Source organism: Vibrio harveyi NBRC 15634 = ATCC 14126 = KCTC 12724, from assembly GCF_001591145.1.
GTDB lineage: Bacteria > Pseudomonadota > Gammaproteobacteria > Enterobacterales > Vibrionaceae > Vibrio > Vibrio harveyi.
In genome coordinates this window covers 15759-37488 of record NZ_BCUF01000040.1, presented here as the reverse complement: position 1 = coordinate 37488, position 21730 = coordinate 15759, and the positions used below count along the sequence as shown (strand labels likewise).

General features: G+C 44.5%; 15 protein-coding genes. 14 read left to right on the top strand and 1 reads right to left on the bottom strand.

Features of this window, described 5'->3' with window-relative positions; all coding sequences use genetic code 11:
- Window positions 1-44: 44 nt before the first annotated feature.
- From VHA02S_RS18640 to VHA02S_RS18575, 14 genes are all read left to right on the top strand, one after another.
- Window positions 45-2081: a TonB-dependent receptor gene (locus VHA02S_RS18640; protein ID WP_029789870.1), complete on the top strand. Its 2037-nt coding sequence runs from the start codon at window positions 45-47 to the stop codon at window positions 2079-2081.
- 121 nt (window positions 2082-2202) lie between these two features.
- On the top strand, window positions 2203-4323 hold the full coding sequence (locus tag VHA02S_RS18635; protein ID WP_038898744.1) for a TonB-dependent receptor family protein: 2121 nt from the start codon (window positions 2203-2205) through the stop codon (window positions 4321-4323).
- Window positions 4324-4409: 86 nt separating this feature from the next.
- Window positions 4410-5333: a Fe(3+) dicitrate ABC transporter substrate-binding protein gene (locus VHA02S_RS18630; protein WP_050567818.1), complete on the top strand. Its 924-nt coding sequence runs from the start codon at window positions 4410-4412 to the stop codon at window positions 5331-5333.
- 56 nt (window positions 5334-5389) lie between these two features.
- Complete coding sequence (locus tag VHA02S_RS18625) at window positions 5390-6364, top strand: FecCD family ABC transporter permease (RefSeq protein WP_050567820.1); 975 nt, start codon at window positions 5390-5392, stop codon at window positions 6362-6364.
- Window positions 6364-7335, top strand: coding sequence for an iron chelate uptake ABC transporter family permease subunit (locus VHA02S_RS18620; RefSeq protein ID WP_038898741.1), 972 nt, complete (start codon window positions 6364-6366; stop codon window positions 7333-7335). Before VHA02S_RS18625 ends, VHA02S_RS18620 begins: the two co-directional genes overlap by 1 nt.
- Window positions 7336-7337: 2 nt before the next feature.
- Window positions 7338-8102 (top strand): Fe(3+) dicitrate ABC transporter ATP-binding protein FecE, encoded by a 765-nt coding sequence (gene fecE, locus VHA02S_RS18615; RefSeq protein WP_038898740.1) that lies wholly within the window; start codon window positions 7338-7340, stop codon window positions 8100-8102.
- Between the two features lie 237 nt (window positions 8103-8339).
- Entirely contained in the window at window positions 8340-10496 is a 2157-nt protein-coding gene (locus VHA02S_RS18610) for a TonB-dependent receptor plug domain-containing protein (RefSeq protein WP_038898739.1), read from the top strand.
- Complete coding sequence (locus tag VHA02S_RS18605; RefSeq protein WP_038898738.1) at window positions 10490-11029, top strand: YfiR family protein; 540 nt, start codon at window positions 10490-10492, stop codon at window positions 11027-11029. Before VHA02S_RS18610 ends, VHA02S_RS18605 begins: the two co-directional genes overlap by 7 nt.
- Entirely contained in the window at window positions 11026-12951 is a 1926-nt protein-coding gene (locus tag VHA02S_RS18600; protein ID WP_038898737.1) for a diguanylate cyclase domain-containing protein, read from the top strand. The genes VHA02S_RS18605 and VHA02S_RS18600 overlap by 4 nt, the downstream gene beginning before the upstream one ends.
- A 280-nt stretch (window positions 12952-13231) precedes the next feature.
- Window positions 13232-16888, top strand: a complete 3657-nt coding sequence (locus tag VHA02S_RS18595) for an ATP-binding protein (RefSeq protein WP_038898736.1) — start codon at window positions 13232-13234, stop codon at window positions 16886-16888.
- On the top strand, window positions 16881-18035 hold the full coding sequence (locus VHA02S_RS18590) for an EAL domain-containing response regulator (RefSeq protein WP_009696149.1): 1155 nt from the start codon (window positions 16881-16883) through the stop codon (window positions 18033-18035). Before VHA02S_RS18595 ends, VHA02S_RS18590 begins: the two co-directional genes overlap by 8 nt.
- Window positions 18036-18039: 4 nt before the next feature.
- A complete protein-coding gene (locus VHA02S_RS18585; RefSeq protein WP_038898735.1) occupies window positions 18040-18639 on the top strand; it encodes a response regulator transcription factor in 600 nt (199 codons plus the stop codon).
- Between the two features lie 11 nt (window positions 18640-18650).
- Window positions 18651-20012, top strand: a complete 1362-nt coding sequence (locus VHA02S_RS18580) for a GGDEF domain-containing protein (protein WP_038898733.1) — start codon at window positions 18651-18653, stop codon at window positions 20010-20012.
- Window positions 20013-20228: 216 nt separating this feature from the next.
- On the top strand, window positions 20229-21116 hold the full coding sequence (locus VHA02S_RS18575) for a LysR family transcriptional regulator (RefSeq protein ID WP_005449401.1): 888 nt from the start codon (window positions 20229-20231) through the stop codon (window positions 21114-21116).
- Here the strand turns inward: VHA02S_RS18575 and VHA02S_RS18570 are convergent.
- On the bottom strand, window positions 21113-21721 hold the full coding sequence (locus VHA02S_RS18570) for a response regulator transcription factor (protein ID WP_005449400.1): 609 nt from the start codon (window positions 21719-21721) through the stop codon (window positions 21113-21115). The two genes, VHA02S_RS18575 and VHA02S_RS18570, sit on opposite strands and share 4 nt — an antisense overlap.
- Window positions 21722-21730: the final 9 nt, after the last annotated feature.

Below are 21730 nucleotides of genomic sequence, written 5' to 3'. Positions count from 1 at the left end.
ATTCGCACCTGTTGGCAATTTTATAAACTAACGGAATTAAAAAAATGGAAATGAAGTTGACCTTGTCCCCATTAGCATTAGCTATAGGTGGAACGTTAACTGCAGTGGCAGTCGTGCCGAGTGTATCGGCATCAGAAAACGTTGAAGCGAATGAAACCGTACAAGTTGTTGGTCATAGGTACGAAGGTTACGCCGAGCACATGCCACAGTCAGGCACCAAAACGGACGTTGAATGGTTAGACGTTCCGCAAGCGGTATCGGTTGTGACTAAGACTGAAATGCAAGATCGCGGAGCAGTGCGCTTAGTTGACGCGCTAGATGGTGTCGCTGGTGTGAACAATACCTTAGGCGAGGGTAGCCGAGATCAGTTTGTGATTCGTGGATTCGACGCCCTTAATGATATGTATCGTGATGGAATGAGAGATGACGGTACATTGCAGTCCTACCGTAGTCTGGCAAACATTGAACGTGTCGAGGTGGTAAAAGGACCTGCTGGTGCACTGTATGGCAGAGGCTCGGCGGGTGGCATCATTAATTTGGTGACCAAACGTGCTAATGGTGACAATTTCACGAATGTGAATGGCAGTGTTGGCAGTAACAATCAATTTGTTGGTCAGATTGATAGTTCTATGGCATTTAGCGACAAGGTCAATGGTCGTATTAACTTAGAGTATCGCCAAGCAGACTCTTACGTAAACCATGTCGATTCTAATGATTTCTTTATTGCACCGACGATTCGCGTATTGCCTGCTGATGGGCATACCATTGATTTTGATGTTGAATATGCTCATCAAGAGCTAGTTCCTTACCGAGGTGTGCCATCAAAAAACGGCAAGCCAGTTGACGTTTCAGAAAGCACGTTCTTTGGTGGAACCAATGACTACCAAGAATCGGACAGCCTTCGTATGGCAGTTAATTATGAATGGCGTTTAAACGATGAATGGGCTTGGACAAACCGTGCTTCATACAACCGCATTGAACTGGAACAAAAGGGCACTCGTCAAGGTGCTGTTGTGGGTGATGAAGTTTCTCAAACGGTGAACAATTTTGGCTACGACCCTCGCACAACAACGACTCTGCAATCTGAGTTAGTTTGGGAGACAGAATCCAACCAAATGATGATTGGCGCAGACTATAACCAGATCAATATTGATTTGACTTTAGCCAGTGACAAGACGCTACCTCCAAAAAATATTTACAACCCTACAGTAGGACCAACGCCAAACCCTGGCTTTAAACCTTTCCGTGATAACACGACCACAACAGCGGGCATCTACATTCAAGATGTTTACACGTTTGGTGATCTTTCTGTGATTGGTAACGTGCGTTATGACTCAATGGATCTTGAGCAGCAAAAAGCCGGGGCAGCGAAAGAAGATCTCGACGATAACAAAGTCAGCTACCGTGCTGGTTTGGTCTACCGAATTAACTATGACATGTCTGTGTACGCGAGTTTAGCGCGTTCATGGCAGTTACCTTACTCTGGTATTTACATCAATCCAAAACTGGCTGAATTTTTCCATACCGACCTGAAAGAAGTTGGCGCAAAAGCCTATCTATTAGACAACGCTCTAATGCTGAACGCTGCTGTGTTCCAAATCGACCAAGAACAACCGCAAACCAATATCGATGGTGATGTGATCAATAAGATTGAAGCTCGCCATCAGGGTATCGAATTGGAAGCGCGCGGTCAGATCACGCAGCAATGGGATATCTCAGTTGGTTATAGCTACCTTGATGCGGAAGACAAAGACACGGGTAAAAAACCAAATGACGTGTCTGACCATCTGTTCTCATTGTGGAGTACGTATCAGCTTGATGACAACTGGCGTTTAGGCGGTGGTGTTAAGTACGTAGGTGACCGCTACGCTGGTAACGATGAAGCGGTGGCACTTGGTGATTACACTACAGTGGATTTGATGGCTGCTTACACAACAGGTCGTCACAAAATCCAAGCAAACGCTTACAACGTGTTTGATGAGAAATACATCCTAGGTGCCACCAATGGCAAGTCTGGATTGAACCAGATTGGTTACGGTGCGCCAGCAGAATTCATGCTCAGCTATGGATACCGATTCTAATTATTTTCGAATTCTCGCTACTTGTTAGCGAGCTTTCTTACCTCGTTTTGAGGATTGTTAGCCCATAGGGTCAAAGCCACTTTTTTCTCTTTGACCCTTACTTCTCTTAAAGGAGACCCCCATGCTTTACCAAAATATGGATGGTAACCCCCAAGCTAAGCTGCGTTTAAGTGTGCTTGCGACCGCGATTGCTTCTGTCACCTCCATGAATGCATTTGCTGCCTCTGAACCTCAAACCACTACGATGGAGACGGTTGTTGTCACTGCGAGTGTTATCGGCAATTCAGCAATAGAAGATGTAAAAGAATACCCAGGAGCACGTACGGTCCTGACGAGTGAGCAAATTGAAAAGACGGCCGCTCATTCAATCGATTCAGCGCTGCAAAGTGTACCTGGTATTAAGGTGCAAGATGAAACTGGCACTGGTGTATTGCCTAACATTTCGGTACGAGGCTTAAAAGCAAGTCGCAGTGGTCATGCTCAGTTCTTGATGGATGGTGTCCCTCTTACGCTGGCGCCATATGGCCACACCGGACAATCCATTTTCCCAGCAACGTTATCCATGATTGATCGCATCGATATTGTACGTGGTGGTGCGGCTGTTCAATATGGTCCAAACAACGTGGGTGGCGTCATTAACTTGGTGACTAAACCGATTCCAAACACTTGGCAGACTGAAATAAGTAACCGCTTAACTGTGTTTGAAGGCGGCGATACGCCACTGAACGACTTCTATTTAAGAACGGGCGGGTGGTTAACGGATACGTTTGCAATTCAATTAGAAGGTAACTTTTTAAAAGGCGAAAGCTTCAGAGAACATTCTGATACAGACGTAAAAAACTTCCAAGTTAAAGCAAACTGGTTGTTGAGCGACACTCAAGAGTTGCAAGCATTCATTCAAAGGTATGATGCGGACACACAAATGCCCGGTGCCTTGTCGCCAGACGATTATAAAAAAGATCGCAACCAATCTAAGCGTCCTTACGATGAATATCAGGGGAAATCAACGCGTTGGAGTTTGAAATACATTCAAGACTTAAACATTGCGGACAGTGCAGAGCTGCAAGTTCAAGCCTTTGGTCATAACTCTGAGCGTTTCTTCCAGTGGGGCTTTAATGGCGCAGGTGGTCACTGGGCAGATCCAGCTTTGCCTTCAACTGATGTGCGTACTTCTCCACGAGAGTTCAAAGTATATGGAGTAGAACCTAAGCTCGCGATGCACTTTGGCGAAGGCAGTGCGGTGACGCAAAACTGGATCGTTGGTGCTCGCTATGTAAATGAAGACATCGACTACAAGCTGACTCAAACTCCAATTGCTGGCGGTGCGACGAAAGTACCTCGTGATTGGCATTTGGATACCGATGCGTTTGCTGGTTATATTAGCAATGAAGTAGGTCTGTTTAATGATACGTTAAAAGTAACTCCGGGCATTCGCTACGAGTCTGTCGACATGACGTTTGATGACTTAGGAAAAGCACAGAGTACAGATAACAAAGTGACGGAATGGCTACCGGGTCTAACGGTCGCGTATAATCTGACTGAGCGATGGGTTGGTTATGCGAACGCTCAGAAATCGTTGCGCGCACCTCAAATTGCATACATTCGAGGTTTAGGTAAAGAGGGCAGTGAGCTTGCGTGGAACTACGAGTTGGGTGCTCGTTATACACATGATTCAACCAGCTTTAACGCTGCTTTGTACCGTATTGACTTTAAAGACCAACTACAATGGCAAAGTGCAACCCAAACCTTTGAAAACATTGGTAAGACGCTTCACCAAGGTATTGAGCTATCGGCTCGTTACGTTCCTGAATCCGTACAAGCACTTAGCCTAGGTGCAAGCTACAACTACTTAGACGCAACGCTAGAAGAAGAGGGCGCCAACAAGGGCAATCAACTGCCTTATACGTCAAAACATCAGCTTAGCTGGGATGCTACCTACGCGTTCTCAAAAGTAGATACAACACTATCTGGCTACTACTTCAGTGACGCATATTCTGACAACGCAAATACGAGTGACGAAGACGCGACAGGTGCGAAGGGTAAAGTACCGGCTTACATGGTTTGGAACTTCAACCTTGGTACTGATCTGTACAAGGATGACAAGGGTAAGCTACGTATGAATGTTGCCGTGAACAACTTGTTTGATGAGGACTACTATTTCCGAGGTATTGATACCAGCCCTGTTGGTCGATACCCGGCGCCGGGACGTTCTTACACTTTGGATCTGAATTACCAGTTCTAACTCGTTATTGTTTGATGTTAACACAATTCAAAGTCGCCAATTTACGTTGGCGACTTTCACGATCTTAGTGTTGGGGATATAAAAACATGAAAAACGAATCTCGGTTTCTATCGATGAACTTACGACTTGCTGCATTTCTCTTATTGTTCATAAGCGTTATGTCTTTTCCAAGTTCAGCAAAAACTCGTGTCGTACAAGATGAACAGGGGACATTTAAATTAGAAAGCACACCCAAACGCGTTGTCGTTTTGGAGTTTTCTTTTGTGGATGCGTTAGCAGCAGTTGGTGTGTCACCCGTCGGTGTTGCAGATGACAACGATGCATCAAGAGTGATCACAGCAGTACGTGATTTAGTTCAGCCATGGCAATCTGTTGGTATGCGTTCTCAGCCGAGTTTAGAGGCTATCGCTGTGCTAAAACCGGATTTGATCATTGCGGATGCAGAGCGCCACCGCACGATCTATCAAGACCTCAATCGCATCGCACCCACGTTGCTGCTAAAAAGCCGTGGTGAAACGTATCATGAAAATCTAGAGTCTGCGCGTAAGATAGGAATCGCACTTAATAAGCAAAAAGCGATGAACAAGCGCATTCAATTGCATCAACAAACCATGGCTGAGTATAAGCGGCATTTTGCGCTTAAACAGACGGTACAGTTTGCGGTGGTGTCAGACAAAGGTATGTGGCTCCACAGCCCTAAATCCTATGCTGGTGGTGTTCTTAGCGAGCTAGGCATTACGAGCCCACTAGTGCAGGCTACGGAAAAGGCTTATCTGCCTGCGAGCTTTGAATTGCTATTAAAAACAAACCCGGATTGGTTGCTGATTGGTGCATACTCGCAACCAAACATCATTGATGAATGGAAAAAGAACCCGTTGTTCAAGTTGTTATCTTCAGCAAAAGCACAACATATTGTTGAAGTATCACCGGAGCTTTGGTCTCTTAATCGAGGCATGCTAGCAGCAGAGAAAATGGCGCAGAACTTAGAACAGATTTTGGGTTCGTCATGAACAAAGCAACGATATTGAAAGAAAGCCCTCATCAGCTTCAAGTGCCATGGAAAGCGATGTTTGTTGTCGCTATTGTTTTGGCTTTGGTTCTGACAGGGTACGTAGCTTCAATGCTTGGTTGGTCAAACTTTTCACTCACACTCAATGATTTAGTGGGGTATTGGTTTTCATTTGATGAAACCAACATGAGCCATCAAATCCTTGCTACGTTACGTGCTCCGAGAGCGTTTGCTGGGTTAACAATTGGAGCATGCCTCGCTGTTGCTGGTTTATTGATGCAGGGTTTGACGCGCAACGCGTTGGCATCGCCCTCAATTTTAGGTATTAACGCTGGTGCAGCGTGTTTTATGACGTTCGCTGCCATTGGCGTACCGATAGTCAGTGATATCAACCCAATTCTTAATGCTGTACTTGGCGCACTACTTAGTGGCGTTTCTGTAATGATGCTTGGTGGCTTTTTTTCTATTCGCTCGCATCCTCTGCGTTTGGTTTTAGCAGGTATAGCAGTTAGCGCTCTACTGCTTGGTCTTACCCGAGCTGCGCTTATTCTTGCGGATGACATGGCTTACAGTGTATTGCATTGGCTGACGGGGTCTTTAGCAAGTGTGGACGAGGAACAATGGAACCAACTGTGGCCGCCAGCATTGACTGGATTGGTTCTCGCAATGGGGTTGGCTCGCAATCTCAATTTACTGGCTCTTGGAGAAGAAGTCGCGGTTGGATTAGGTAGCAACATCCAGATGACTCGGCTCGTTACGGGCATCACTATTGTTTTATTGGCGGGAACGTGCGTTGCCATTGCGGGGCCTATTGGCTTTGTTGGTCTTCTTGTTCCTCACTTAGTAAGACCAATAGTCGGTCATAACTATCATTTACTGATCCCATGCTCGGCACTGATTGGGGCGGCTCTGGTTGCTTGGTCTGATGCATTATCACGTGCCATCGCGTTTCCCACTGAAACACCGGTTGGCGTGCTTACTGCGTTGATTGGCACACCTTGTTTTATCCTTGTTGCGATGAGGAGGCCGTAATGCTTCATCAAACAAAACTGGCATTGTTGTTTGGGCTTGTTGCTTTGGCTGCTGTTGCGAGCTTATTAGTTGGAGCCGCTTCGCTTTCTGCTTCTCAAGTCATGACGCTCCTTGTTTCTTTTTCAAACGACGACTTTGTTATTCATCAATACCGCTTTCCTCGCACTTTACTCGCAATTGGCGTTGGAGCTGGGCTCGGGTTATCAGGATTATTAGTTCAAGGTGTGATTAGAAATCCGCTAGCTTCTCCGGACTTGATGGGAATTAGTGCAGGAGCGGGGTTAGCGGCAACGGCAAGTTTGGTATGGTTTCCTAATACCTCACTCAGTTGGCTACCTTTGATTGCAATGGCAGGAGGTCTATTTGCAGCAGGTTTCATTGCGATGCTGGCTTGGCGTTCAAAACCTACACCTGCAAGATTAGCGTTAATTGGTATCGCCGTTAGTGCTTTTCTCGCCAGTGGTATCGACTTCTTGTTGGTCACGCATCCCATTGAAATCAACACTGCGATGGTTTGGTTAACAGGTAGCCTTTGGGGGCGAAACTGGCAGCAAGTGCCTTTCATTTGGAGGGCGCTCTTATTGCTGATACCGCTAGCGCTGTGGTTAGCATGGCGATTAGATGTCATGGGGTTGGGTGAAGAAAGCGCAACCACTTTAGGGGCGAAGCCAACGCAGATCCAAGTGGTTGCTTTGTTAGCGGCGGTGCTTCTAGCTAGTATCAGTGTATCTATTGCCGGTACGATTAGCTTCGTCGGACTATTAGCGCCACATTTGGCGCGTTTGTTGTTTGGGCATAACCATAAATTGTTGATTCCCGGATCTGCACTGGTTGGCGCATTACTGGTTACTTGTGCTGATGCCTTGGCTCGTGGGATTCAACCACCGATTGAATTACCTGCCGGTGTGCTTACGTCCGTTATCGGAGCGCCTTATTTTATTTTTCTTCTATATCGTTATCGAGGTTGGTAATCATGCTAAAGACGCAGAACCTTTCCGTCGCCTATGGCAAAAATACAATCATTCCGAATTTGTCAGTCTCAATACCAAAAGGGAAAATTACCGCGTTGATAGGACCAAACGGCTGCGGTAAATCGACGTTATTGAAGACATTAGTAAGGATTAACAAACCTTTATCTGGTGATGTCTTTTTTAATGAAAAAACGTTGTCGAGTTATGGAGATAAACGCCTAGCTCGCTCGTTATCACTGTTGCCCCAAATCTTAGTAAGCCCAGAAGGAATCACAGTAAGAAAGCTGGTTGAGTACGGCCGTTCTCCCTATTTGTCCCATTGGGGAAGGTTAGGGAAGGATGATAAAACGATTGTGGAACAAGCAATGCATGATACAGGCGTATTCGAATTTGCCGATAAACCGGTTGAATCATTATCCGGCGGGCAACGTCAAAGAGCATGGATTGCGATGGTCATGGCACAAGATACAGAGGTCGTGATGTTAGATGAACCTACCACCTACCTTGATATGTCGCATCAAGTCGAGTTGATGAATTTAATGCAACAAATGAATGCCAATGGAAAAACCGTGGTGGTTGTCTTGCATGATCTTAACCAAGCATGCCGTTACTGCGACCATCTCATTGTCCTTGAACAAGGTCAACTTATTGCAGAGGGGTCACCGGATGAAGTGTTTACTGAGTCATTACTTGATGAGGTTTTTGACCTGAAAGCGAAAGTATTCCGTGACCCGATTTCTGATACTCCGATGTGTGTTGCTGTCTAATAGACGCAAGATAACTTGCCCTTCAACAGTGACCAATTATTGGTTGCTGTTGATTGAAAACTGCTACAAGTTTAATCGTTTCGATAAAAATTACTCAGCGTAAAATAAGGTGGTTTAAAATGAACCGATAGGGTGCTAATGGTACACTGTACTCATATAGATACATTGTCATTTAGCGTTTGAACCACTCCCCCCGCTAATTAGCTAACCAAGCGTTCAAACGTTGAGAAATACCTTATGCGTTTGTCGTTCAGCTTCGTTTTTGCTTCTTCATTTGGCGTTGTTACGCCTGTGTTTGCCAACTATGACCTCGATTCTCTGTTGGAGATGCCTTTGTGCTCTCTAGCGGAAACCAAAGTGGTCTCAGCTACTCGTACCTCTCAGTCTTTGGCGGATACGCCAGCGTCCGTTTATGTTATCACCGCTAAAGAGATCAAGCGCTCAGGAGCTCGCTCTGTCGCTGATGCGTTATCTTTGGCACCCGGTCTTCATGTCGCTAAATATTCTAACTATGATTGGGGCGTGACGGTTCGAGGCAATAACGAAACGCTCAACAATAAAATGTTGGTGATGGTCGATGGACGTAGCGTGTTCAACCCGATGTCGTCTGGTGTGGATTGGGATCTCATTCCAGTCAGTATGGACAGCATTGCTCAAATCGAGATTGTACTCGGTCCTGTTGGGACGGTTTGGGGGGGAAATGCCGTCACTGGGGTAATTAACGTTATTACAAAAGAAGCAGAGGGCTCACCAAAAGGGCAGCTAGCCGCCAGTTTCGGCAACTACGACTATCGTGAGTATCAACTTCATCATGCTGGTGCAGTTGGTGAGTATGCCAATTACAGTCTGTATGGTGAATTTGTAGACCATATGCCTTGGACCAGTGAAGAGGCTAGGGTACAACCGTTTCAACATTTCAATGTATATACCGAGCGTTTTGGTGGGCGTTTGGATTACCAGAAGCGTGAACACACCCTAAGTGTCCAAGCCGGCGGTATTCGTTCTCGTGAAGATTACAACTGGGGTAATTATCAGCCGCATATGATCATGCCGGGCTCTGAACCCATGCGTACCTACGAAACAGAAATGACGATGCAGGAGTATTTCGTCGGCGGTCATCATATTTTCGATCGTGCCAATGGTGATAGCTGGGAAAACGAAGTCTGGTTTACGTACAGTTCCAATGATAGCACTCATGCCAACGCGCAGTTTTTTCGAACCGACTTAGATTCTCACTATACCTTTTCCGATCTTTGGGGAACGGAGTTTACCATTGGTGGAAACATTCGCCTTATTGACGAAAAGTTCGGTACGTTTTCAAAGTATGATGAACTCACCATGCCATATTTGCGCGTGGCAGGAGATCCTGATTTCTTAAATCAATCTTATGGTCTATACGCAAACTGGAGTGTGCCACTGACGGACAGAACCAAATTAACCCTTGGTAGTCGATGGCAATATAACAACCTTACTCATGATATCGACCCACAACCCCAAGTCCGCTTGAGCTATGAGCTTGCCGATAACCAAAGGATTTGGGCTGGCTGGGGTAAAGCAATCGTAACCCCATCGCGTTTGGAGCTGAGTACCTACATGCGTGAAAATCAGTACATGCAACATGTGCTATTTAGCAATAACCAATATTACGATTATTACTACAGTGTGCTTCTCGAAGGAAATGAAGATTTAGATGTAGAGTCAGTCTCGACTTATGAAGTGGGCTATCGTCTTTGGGATGACAATGCATTGCAATTTAGCGTGGGAGGTTTCTATACCCGCCATGAGAATATTCGAGTTTATAAGACAGAATCTGCTACTCAGAACATCATCACGGGTGGTTCTTCTCCAGGTACGGTTGGCACCGTTGTGGAGCAATATACCTCCACGCTGGTTGATCCTATTTGGAGTGAAAGCTTTGGTGGTGAAGTTGCGGTCAAATGGCAGCCCCGAGATGATGTACAGATCAATGCTAACTACAGTTACAAACGCATTGTTGGTCATTGTGAAGGTGATATTTGTGGTACAAACAATGCGGTAAAACGCAGTATCGAAAACGAGCCAAATCATTTTGTGAACGCGCAAGTGATGTGGGATATCACAGCTCAATGGTGGGTGAGTGTCAGTGGGCAATATGTGTCTGAATCCAAGTTGCATAAAGACTACGAGTCTGCACTAAACCCAATCAACGTGGCGAACAAAGATTATAACTGGCCCGAAGTCGTGTCTTTTGATGCATCCATTAGCTGGCAGTATAACGACTGCCTGCCAGAGATCACGGCATCAGTTGAGAATTTAGGCGCTGACCAGAGCAAAGAGTTTCCAACTAACTACAGTTCTTTTGCTAATGGTACTCAATATTGGCTAACGCTAGATTGGAATTACGCCAAATGGTAAAACGAACAGAAAAGGTTGTCGTCATTAAATGGCTGATAGCTTTTTGGGCGCTGCTTAGTGCAACATTTGCGTTTGCTCACTACGAAGATGCGGATTTAAAAGCCGTGTATTTGTATCGTTTTGCCCTGTTGGCGGATTGGGTGGCGACGGGCGAACCTGTTGCTCCTGTAGAATATTGCGTATCTGAAAATGACTCGGTCGCAGAGCACCTCCAACGGATCGTCGCACGCAAACCTCAATTGTCACGGTTTTATGATTTATCCAAAGGCGAGACGCCAAGTTCTTGCCATATTTTATATTTAACTCAGGCGGATAGTTCAAAAATAGCCACCAGACGAAAACAGTTTCCCCATTCACTCTTAATTGGTGGCGGAGATAAGTTTATTAAAAAAGGCGGTATGGTGGCATTTGTGAAAGAGAACAACCGCATCCGGCCCATGATATCTCGCAGCCACATTGCTCCAACAAAAGTCCAACTACGCGCGCAATTGTTGAGTATTTCTATCTTAGCTGAAGATGAGGTGGCTCCATGATCCGTTCTCGCCTTGCTCGGCTGCCTTTGCGTCACAAAATGATGCTTCCAACGTGGTTGATGATAACTTTGATCGTGATTGGTTTAGGCACCCTAGCCATACAATACTTGGTGATTGCGCAAGAGAGTGCTTTAGATCGCCGAATCAATATCCTTGGTCAAGGCGTGGCAAATACACTTCAAGCATCCTTGATGTTTGACGATGCGTATTCTGCAAAAGAGCAATTGATTAACTTAAGCTTTGACCCAGATATTATTTCTGCTGTGGTGATCAACCAACACGACCAAACCATCGCTTCTATTGAAGATTTACCAAAAGAGTGTGCTTGGCATGGTCGTGAATTGTTGTGCGCTAATCAAAGCGTAGTCATGCGCCACAATGATGTATTGTTAGGAGGGGAGAAGCTCGGTGCACTTGAGATTTGGGTTTCGCTTGAAAGCTTGCTAATTCATGAACGTAAAATGTGGTTATCCTTGGGTGTGATTGTCCTGTTACTCTCAATCTGTGCTTGGGCATTAGCCAAATTATTGCATTCATTAATTTCGCTTCCTTTGTTGTCTTTACATCGCTCAGTTGAACATATGGGGCGGGTCGGTGTTATTCGCAAAGCATTACCGGTTTATCATCAAGATGAAGTGGGGAAACTGACCGAGTGTTTTAACGAAATGACAATGAGCCTTGCTGAGCGAGAATCTCAAGTGGCTCAAGTATTGAAACGAGTTGAAGACAAAAACCGTTATATTCGAAGCGCGCTCGATGCGATGCAACGTTGCGTTCTTGTTGTATCGTCGAATGAGCAAGTAACCTATTTCAACCCAGTGGCAGAAAGCGAACTTCGTGGCATAGAAGTGAACGCCAATGCCCGCAATTTGTTGATGAACTACTTTGAGCCTCAGCTAAAAATCGAGCGCATTATGTTTGCTATTGACACGCATACCACGGTAGAAGGAATCGAGGTACGCAGTGTCGATAAAACTAAGCGCTACCTTATTTCTTGCAACCCGATGGATACTGAAAAGAGCAGTCTGATTCAGCTTCGAGATATCACGGAGCACGCGCTGTCAGAACAAAGACGCAAACTTTTGGATTTGATGTTTGACCAAAACCAAGACGCTATTTTAGTACTCGATCGTGCTTTGAATATTAAGACGCAGAACAACTCAGCGACGCAGTGGTTTGGTGAAGTGGATGCGCTTAAAACACTGGAATTGCTTTCTCCATTTGAAGCAACAAAAGCGATCAAGTTACGCTTATTAAAAACAGGACATTACAAAACGCATGTGGAGCTGAAAAACCAGCAAGGTCGGGTGATACCATGTGAGTTGAAAGTGCGAGTATTAAAAAGTGAAACGGGCAGAGCTGAAGCCTTTGTGGTTTCCTTTACTGATTTGACGATAGATATTGAACTCAAACGTCTCAATTATCAGGCAAACCATGATCCCCTGACCGGTCTTGCCAACCGCGCTAAAGCGGTTCGTCGACTCCAAGAGAAGCATGATGTTGGCGCATCACAACACATCTTATTTGTGGACTTGGATGGTTTTAAGGCCGTTAATGACCAATATGGACATGCAGTTGGAGACCAATTGTTAAAGGTCGTGGCGCAACGATTAATGAACTGTGTCGCACGACGCGATCTGGTTTCGCGCTTGGCAGGAGATGAGTTTTTGATTGGGGTCCGTGATGCGTCGAGCAGTGAGCCTATTGCTAGGAGGATCATCGAGAGCCTCGAAAAACCGTTTCTTCTGGGAGACGTGACGTGTGAAGTTTCTGCAAGCATAGGTATCAGTTATTGGTCTCGTGAAGACTCTGCGACGTTAGATGAAAAGATCAACGAAGCGGATGTTGCGATGTATTTAGCGAAAAAAGCGGGGAAAAACCGGTACCACAGCGGCGCTGAAACGGTTTGTTTACTTGATTGAAGGAAAACCATGTCTTTGGGCATGGTTTTTATATTACGCAATTTGTTGAACATGCGATAAACGTTGAGCTGTTTAGTTGTTGAACAGCACATTTCAGTTTAATGATGGGATATCCTACCCAAATATGTTGTAGTCCAAGGTGGATAATCTTGTCAGAATGTCCTGACTAAAATCAAAAAAATGCTTTTATAACAATGAAGTAAACACAATTCAAAAATTGTCGAAGTTTGACATTTATGCTGTGCAAATTAGTCTGATCTCCCAAGTTGTGGAAGTCGTTATGTTCAGCATTTTAAGAAAAACCGTCATACTTTTTGTCGCATTTATCGGCACAATCTCTCCGTCATATTCCTTTGCTAGCGATGAGTCTAGTGAAACCGTGCTTGTCGGTGTGATAGCGCTACGCTCAGAAGATCCAGAAATCGGCAACAAAATTGGCACTTATTATGGGATCAACCTCGATTACCTGACTAACATCGCCAAAGTGCTCAATCTTGAACTTGAGTTACGTTCATACAATACGATTCCAGAACTGTTCGCTGATATTGAGAATGGCACGATAGACGGTGCTGTTGGTTTTAGTAAGTCGCCGGACAGAGAATCTCGCTTTATCTTCTCGGATGCTTTTTTCTCTAGCACCATCGCGGTTTGGTATCGTGAAGGCAGCTATTACCAACGTGATCCACGAGAAATCCAATGGGTTTGTGTTATCGGCACCGTTTACTGTGAATACCTCGAAGATATGGGGGCGACGAAAGTCCGCACAGTGGAAAGTCGCCTTAAAGCCTTTGAAGAAGTCAGAGGCGGTCGCGCAAACGCTTTGATCTCAAGTTACGTTGCTATCAACCAATATTTAGACGAGAACGACATTGTCAATGGTGCGGTTGATATTCCCAGTTGGCTGAATGAAGAAGAATCGAGATTTATAGCTTCCAAATCAAACCAAGCGCTTGTTGACCGTATTAACAAAATTTTAAGCTGGGAACGCAATGGTAAAAACATTCGCTCGGTTGCGTCTACGAACCCATATCATGTCAACGACAAACTGCTGGTGGAATACCGAAGAGATTTAGAAAACAAGCAAATCATTACCTACAGCAGCAGTGAAGAAGCGTTTCCTTTCTTATTCAGAAACCCTCACACCGATGAGTTGGACGGATTTCTGCCTGATTTTATCGATTTGATCCAGTCTCGCACTGGCTTGAAGTTCGAATATCAAAAGCCTAGCAGCAGCTTAAACAGTGGATTGACGGCGTTCAATGCCGACTTAGTTCCTGTGGCTTATGTAGAGAATCCACCCTTATCAGATTGGTTAGTCACCAAGCCGTTCATGCACAACAACTTTGTTGCAATAGAAGCATTGGACCCGAAAGAGCATCCCGCACACGACGCGCGATCTGGCATTCTAATGAGTTTAAAAAAACAAGGTTTGGTCAATCTCGACTCATGGAAGGAAGAGCGCTTTACTCGCTATGAAGACCTTAGGCAACTGTTGACTGATCTCAAACAGGGCAAGATTGAAGTTGCGTATATCCCTGATGACATCGTGCATAGCATGATCGCGCAGGACAACATTGATGGGTTGCTGATCAGTGAAAAAGATACGCTGACCTTGTCGATTGCTTTTGCGGTAGCGGACCATAACACCAAGCTAAAGAAAATACTCGACAGCATCATTGATACCATTGATGCCAAAGAGATAGAAAAGCTTAATAGAACTTACAGAAACTTCAATCTCGTCTACGGTTACGATGAAGAACATATCTTCACCATGATACTGATTGTTGTGGTTGTGTTTGTGATCCTCTTGGCGGTTGCGTATTTCGTGTTGGCGCACCTTAAGCTCAAAGTCAATTTGGCAGAGCTAAACGCAACGAATGAGGAGAAAGAGAAGCAGTGGTTGATGGAGATTATTCAAGAAATCAACAGCATTGTTTTTATTCACGGCGAAGATAACCAAATTCAAATGAGCAATTGCTCTTTATATAAAAACCATCGTTGCAAAGGCTGCACGATTCAAAGTCGAAAAAGTGCCAAACCTTTGGTCGACAATGTGATCGAATTGCGTCAGGTGATTGCAGGTAAACGCATCGCAGATATAACAGCATCCAATGGCTGTAAGCTTGGTATTCAGCATGTTTACCGAGAACGTAAAGCCATTCTTTCTCCAAGTAGCAAAAAGAAATTTGTCCTGACCGTACTTCAAGATATCACTGAGCAAAAAGAGCGAGAGTTTGCGTTAATTGATGCGCAAGAAAAAGCGCAAACTGCGGTTCGTTCTCGAGAGAATTTCTTGGCAACCATGAGCCATGAGTTAAGAACACCACTTTCCGCTGCGCATGGTCTACTCGACTTGTTAGACCGTCAGACCAGCAGTGAGGGGAGTAAAGAGCTTATCACCCAAGCGATGCGCTCACTAAATCACTTGAACCTGCTGGTGGACGAAGTCCTTGATTATTCCAAGCTAGAAGCTGGTCAGTTGAAAGTGACGCCAGTAAAAACTCATGCTGTAAACACCTTGTGTGACGTGATTCGTAGCTTTGAACCAAAAGCGTCCAGTAAAGGGTTAGAGTATCGAGTGACCTTCAAACCCTTCTTAAATCCATGGTTGAAAGTGGACGCAGTACGCTTAGTCCAAATCGCGACCAATCTACTCTCCAATGCCGTTAAGTTTACCAACGAAGGAGAAATCAGCGTCAGCATTGCCGTTCATGAAGGGCGATTGATCTTAAAAATCGCGGATACAGGTATCGGTATGACGGAAACGCAACTCGAAGGTATTTTGCAGCCGTTTGTTCAAGCAGATGACACCATTACGCGCAAGTACGGAGGAACAGGGCTTGGCTTGAGTATTGTCGATCGCCTCGTGGACTGCATGGGAGGGGAGTTATGTATTAATTCCCAGTTCGGTCTTGGCACCACGATGGTTGTGAAGTTGCCTATTACCTTCTGTGAACCAGAGCCTCAAGCGGCACTGTCTTATACATTTTCACCGATGTTGCCTGCCAATGTCCGTGATTGGTGCCTTGCGTGGGGGATGGCGTCGACAGATGTGAAGCCAAATTTGGTGGGGCAGTTTTCACCGCAAGGGAAATACCAAGGACTAAACCTTGATTGTGGCAGTAAAGGAAGCTGCGAGTTAACACCGTCAGAAGCCAAGTATCCAGATACCTTACTGGCGTTGCTGCGTCAAGATTGCACCTTAAAGCCGACAGCTGAAACGGAAGACACGAATAGCAATCTTGATTGGAAGCACGGCACTGTTTTGGTCGCAGAAGATAACCCGATCAACCAAAGCGTGATCACGATGCAACTGCGAGAACTTGGCATTGAGCCTGTCATCGTAAGTAATGGTCTTGAAGCATGGCAATACGTGAATCGCGATCATCAGGTGGCGTTGGTTCTTACAGATTTTCACATGCCCGAAATGGACGGTTTTGAGTTGGTGAAGAAGCTCAAAGCAGCACCAGAGCTGGCTTCAATACCTGTTATTGGTGTCACCGCGGAAGACTCTCGCTTAGCAAACGAACGGGCTAAACACATTGGCATCGATGACATTCTTTATAAACCTTATGACCTTGAAAAGTTAAGGTCAAAACTGCTGCCGTTCTTAGGGCAAGAGAAAATGGCACAGTGGCCAGATTGGATTGAGAAATTTAGAAAGCAAGACGCTAAGGAGATAGCCAACGTTTTTAAAAGCTCAATGGCGCACGATGTGGCAAACCTAAAAGCTGCGAAAAGCAAACAAGATAAAAAACGCATTATTCACGGTATAAAAGGCGCGCTTGGCGCCATTGGAGTAACTATTTTAGCGGAGTTATGCATTGAAGCCGAGAGGGCCAATGATGGTGAGTTTGAAGCTCATGTCACCGACCTTATTGAGCGCATAGAACAAGAAATCAACCTTGCAGAACATTGGATTAAAGCACATGAATAAAGATCTTAAAGCGATGGTGATTGATGACCATCCACTGCAAATCACTTTGCTAAAGCAAATGTTATCTCGGCATGGGGTTGACGTCTCGACATTCGATAATGTTGATAGCGCGATTCAGCACGTCAAAACATCGGACGTGGACATTATTTTTTGTGATTTGCAGATGCCGAATAAAGATGGTGTCGACATGATGATGATGCTCAACCAAATCGGCTACCAGGGAAAGGTTGTGTTAGTGAGCGCAATGGAACTGATGATTGTCGCCACCGTTAGAGCGATGTGCGAATCGTTCAGTTTCGAGGTTCTCGGTAAACTTCTAAAACCTTACGATGAAGAGCAAGTGGTCGAAATGCTCAACAAGTCGGGTGTTCAACCAGCGAAATTCACTTCATTTCAGCAACAAGTTTGCGTGCAAGACCAAGAGTTTTTGTTTGCTTTGGCTGAGGGGCGAGTTAAAAACTACTACCAGCCACTAGCGGACGCAAACACGGGAGAGATCATAGGCTATGAAGCCTTAGCGCGTTGGTTTCATCCCATTTACGGCGTTTTAGCTCCGTACAACTTCCTTTCTATTGTGAAGCGCTGCCATTTATCTGCGGAGTTGTTTGATGCGGTGTTTAGTAATGCGTTATACGACATGAAGAACCGTGGGCTGAGGTTACATGTTTCACTGAATGTTGATCATGACAACTTAGAAGATCCGGAATTTGCGACTCGCTTTATCGAACGTTGCCGTGAGCATGGCATCAGTCCAGACCAGTTTACGATAGAAATTACTGAGCGAGACACGTTTGAGACCAATGCCGCACTTTACAAGAACCTACTTAAATTCCGAATGAGTGGAGTAACCGTCAGCATTGATGATTTTGGTACGGGATCATCATCGTTGGAAAAGCTCGCTCAACTGCCTTTTAACGAACTGAAAATAGACCGATCTTTCATTCAAGGTTTGGTCAATGACCCTAAAAAGAAAAACATAGTATTAGCCATCTGTGCACTCGCAAAAAGCTTAAACATTAGTGTTGTCGCAGAGGGGGTGGAAGACGAACCGACGCTAAACGCGATGCGCCAATACACGGTTGACGTATGTCAGGGTTATTACATCGATAAACCAATGCCATTAGAAGCAATAACGATACTGAAATAAAAGCATGATGAATAAACTGAACTATCTGATCTTTGATGATCACCCGCTGGTTTGCATTGCCATTAAATCTTTGGTCGAGAGCCTAGGCACTGCAAATGATGTTTTAACGGTAACCAATTCAAAAGACGCCTTAAAAATATTGAAAGAGCAACAAATTGGGCTGCTCATTTTGGATGTAAATCTCGCTGATTGCGATGGCTACGATTTCTACAAGCGCATTAAATCGCACGGTTTTGCAGGAAAAGTGATCTTCTTTTCTGCGGAGACAAGTCATATGTATAGCCAAATGGCATTTCGCTCTGGTGCTGATGGTTATATATGTAAATCAGAAAACCACGAAATCTTAAAAGACGCGATTGAGGCTGTTTCCAAAGGTTATTCGTTTTTCAAATTCAAGCAGAGCGTTGAAGAGCATCGTAATGTACCAGCGTTATCCAGCCGTGAGAGTGCAGTGATGAAGTTATTGCTGCAAGGGAAAACCAATCGAGACATCGCGGATGTACTCTCGATCAGTGATAAGACTGTAAGTACCTACAAGCGCCGAGTTTTGGATAAGTACAATGTGAAGAATATCGTTGAACTCTCTAAAGTGCTCGGTACGTAGTAGGAGAAAGAATGAACCTGAGAAACGTTTATTTGTCATTCTTCTTTGCTGTGCTTTTGTTTGTGACCTCAATGACCATGATTGGAGCCATGCTCATTTCTCATGAGGTGAAGCAATTTAAAATCTACACACAAGGCATTTCAAAAACCAAACAAAAAGTCATCATGCTAGGGCTCTTATTGGAGTCTGAGCTAGCGCGTTATGAAGGAACTTCGGCTAAGGAGATTACTGATGCGACCGAGTTCAGCTTTCAAGATGCGATTTACAAGCTTGATCCAAAGAGCGAGCTAGACTTTGTGGAAGCCGTTGCGCGTAAAGTGCTACATGAAGCTGAAGGTTATCTATCCAATGTCTACGAGCGGATTGATATCGTCCTTTATTTTCGTTCATACACAGGAAACAAGTTGATTCTTGAAAATGCTATTGATGGACTACAAGATTTGACGGAGCCTTTTGATATTGATTGGTGTAAAGAGACAAATTCTTGTTCGTTGGCGGCATGGAAAGATCAGTTGTCTGACCGTATTCTGATTTCTAAACCTTTTAAAACCACCTATTCGGATAGTCGAGCCTTTAGCATTATTAGCCCGGTCTACTTCAAAGGGGAGCTGGTTGGTGAATTTGGAGAGCAAATCTTTCTCGATTCGCTAAAGGCAGAAGGAAAGCAACTCAAAGTCGATATTAACAACGGAAATAAGCACATTGTGGTGTACTTTCCTCATTATCCTTGGCCTGAGTTTGCATACACTCAAACGTACGTAGCAGATAATAATAACCTGATTGTGTACAAATACCCGTTTAGCAAGATACTTATCGATTTTGGCTGTTTGTTCTTTGTCTTTTTTGTTGTGATCTTTGCGTATTATTCAAAAGCGCAAGAGTCAAAAGAGAGCAAAATTCAACTGGCTAACGCAATCAGTGACGCAACGAAAGACGAACTAACCGGGTTGTTTAATCGAAAAGTGTTCAAAGAGCAGGCTTTTAAGAACAAGATTAAGATGATACCGTTTACTGTGATTGCCATTGATGGCGATCGAGTTAAACGAATTAACGATAAATTTGGGCACCACGTTGGAGATGAAGTCATATCGATAATTGCTGACTCCATGAAAAAGGTCTTTCGGTCGACGGATTATCTTATTCGCACGGGAGGCGATGAGTTTATTGCGATATTACCCGATTGCAGTGAGAGCAAATCGTTAATTTTGGCGAAGAAACTACGCGCTGCAGTGAAAGAAAATCGCTTAAAAAGTATGGATGTAGAAGTGAGTGTCAGTACTGGTATTGCAATGAGCACTGAACATGAGACGCTGAACAACGTCATCATGCGCGCTGATGAGGACCTTTATGAATCTAAGCGTCACCGTAGCTAAGTAACTAACTTAAGACAGTGTCTTAAACCTGAAAATTGCTTTAACTGACTTTAATGTCATTAAGCAACGGTATAAGAGTTTGATAAACTTGACCAAAACGTGACTTTGGTCTTCTATAGTAAAGCAGCCTTACTCATTAGGCTGCTTTCTGTGTATTTGGCTGAAGGTAAATAAAGAACTCAATTTTCATCTCTGACCCTATTTGGTAGCTGTGCTGTGAATAAAGATCTCGACCTAAACCTACTTAAAATACTGGTGCTACTGGAGCGTCATCGTCAATTGAAACCCGTTGCGAAAGCATTGGGCAAGAGCGAAGCCTCTATCAGCAAATACCTAACTCGCCTGCGTACTCAATTGGAAGATGAACTCTTTATCCGCCATGCACATCACTTTGAACCAACGGATTATCTAAAGCGTAAATTACCAGAAATTACTGATGCGCTAGGGCAGTTAGAATCTTGTCTAGTTCGCCGTGAGTTCGACCCTCTCTCGTACGAGAAAAGCATCTCAATCTGCTTGCCTCAATCAGCACAACAGTCATTTGGTGATCTGCTTCTTATTGATTTAATGGAATTATTTCCTAATGCCTACATCAATGTAGAAAGCAGTACGGATAGCACAATAGACGATATCTTGGTTGATAAAGTAGATATGCAATTGCATTACTTTAACGAAGAGTATCCAAAAACCATCCATCAACAATTTATTGGTTATGCGCCAGCTGTCATCGTGGTACCCGAAGAGCTTGGGATCAACGATCTAGAAACCGCGTGTAAGCTCGATTTCATTTTGCTTGAGTTAGCCGGTTGGAAGGATAGGGAGCAGGTGACCAAGCGAGCGCTCGAACAAAGTGGGATTAATATAAACCGTGTTGCGACGATTGGTAATATCACTAGTCTACTCAAAGTCATAAGAAGCAAGGCTGCAGCGACAATATTACTTGAGTATCAAAAGCCAATTGAAGGTTATACCTTTATCCCTGTACCGGAGAGTTTTTACCCTCAAGGGAGACCAAAGGTCGTGATACAAATGAAGCAATCTCATCGCTACAACTCGATGCATCAGCTATTAACCGATGCTATCGCGAAGTACGTCATTTCTTAGCAGCACAAGCTGCCGCATTCATCTTGCGGAAGTGTATTAAGTAGCTCTACAACGGACTCGGCATGGTATTTCTTCAATATGCGAGTCTTATAAGTACTGATGGTCTTTGCACTTAATGACAGCTGTTCAGAAATCTTCTTATTTGAATAGCCTTGAGCCAAATAATGGAAGACCATTGCTTCACGGTTCGATAAAGCAACGTTACCGCTTGATTGATTGTGCGTTGCTTTAAACATGGAATAACCACGCGTCACGCTAACAATCGCATCCATAATGGTCTCTTTCGATTCATTCTTATTTAAAAATCCATGCGCACCCATTTCAAACGCGGCTTTGGACAAGCTGCTGTAATCGCGAGAGGAAATAAATAAGATTCTTCCTTGATAACCGGTTGCTAGAATGTTCTTTGCCAAACGCATACCGTCTCTGTCACCTAAAACTACATCTAAAATAACCAAGTCAACAGGCTGGTTGCGAATGAGCTCCATAACTTCGGCACTGTCAGTTGATTCTACAACGTTCACAGTTTGGAAAGCGTTTTGAACAAGAGAAGCGAGCGCTTCGCTATATAACGGTTGGTCGTCGATAATAAGAACGTTATTCATATTTTGTGC

What these genes read in the sequence shown, in the direction of transcription:
- VHA02S_RS18640 (WP_029789870.1), top strand. Translation starts at nt 45, where the DNA reads ATGGAAATGAAGTTGACCTTGTCCCCATTAGCATTAGCTATAGGTGGA.
- VHA02S_RS18635 (WP_038898744.1), top strand. Translation starts at nt 2,203, where the DNA reads ATGCTTTACCAAAATATGGATGGTAACCCCCAAGCTAAGCTGCGTTTA.
- VHA02S_RS18630 (WP_050567818.1), top strand. Translation starts at nt 4,410, where the DNA reads ATGAAAAACGAATCTCGGTTTCTATCGATGAACTTACGACTTGCTGCA.
- VHA02S_RS18625 (WP_050567820.1), top strand. Translation starts at nt 5,390, where the DNA reads ATGTTTGTTGTCGCTATTGTTTTGGCTTTGGTTCTGACAGGGTACGTA.
- VHA02S_RS18620 (WP_038898741.1), top strand. Translation starts at nt 6,364, where the DNA reads ATGCTTCATCAAACAAAACTGGCATTGTTGTTTGGGCTTGTTGCTTTG.
- fecE (WP_038898740.1), top strand. Translation starts at nt 7,338, where the DNA reads ATGCTAAAGACGCAGAACCTTTCCGTCGCCTATGGCAAAAATACAATC.
- VHA02S_RS18610 (WP_038898739.1), top strand. Translation starts at nt 8,340, where the DNA reads ATGCGTTTGTCGTTCAGCTTCGTTTTTGCTTCTTCATTTGGCGTTGTT.
- VHA02S_RS18605 (WP_038898738.1), top strand. Translation starts at nt 10,490, where the DNA reads ATGGTAAAACGAACAGAAAAGGTTGTCGTCATTAAATGGCTGATAGCT.
- VHA02S_RS18600 (WP_038898737.1), top strand. Translation starts at nt 11,026, where the DNA reads ATGATCCGTTCTCGCCTTGCTCGGCTGCCTTTGCGTCACAAAATGATG.
- VHA02S_RS18595 (WP_038898736.1), top strand. Translation starts at nt 13,232, where the DNA reads ATGTTCAGCATTTTAAGAAAAACCGTCATACTTTTTGTCGCATTTATC.
- VHA02S_RS18590 (WP_009696149.1), top strand. Translation starts at nt 16,881, where the DNA reads ATGAATAAAGATCTTAAAGCGATGGTGATTGATGACCATCCACTGCAA.
- VHA02S_RS18585 (WP_038898735.1), top strand. Translation starts at nt 18,040, where the DNA reads ATGATGAATAAACTGAACTATCTGATCTTTGATGATCACCCGCTGGTT.
- VHA02S_RS18580 (WP_038898733.1), top strand. Translation starts at nt 18,651, where the DNA reads ATGAACCTGAGAAACGTTTATTTGTCATTCTTCTTTGCTGTGCTTTTG.
- VHA02S_RS18570 (WP_005449400.1), bottom strand. Translation starts at nt 21,721, where the DNA reads ATGAATAACGTTCTTATTATCGACGACCAACCGTTATATAGCGAAGCG.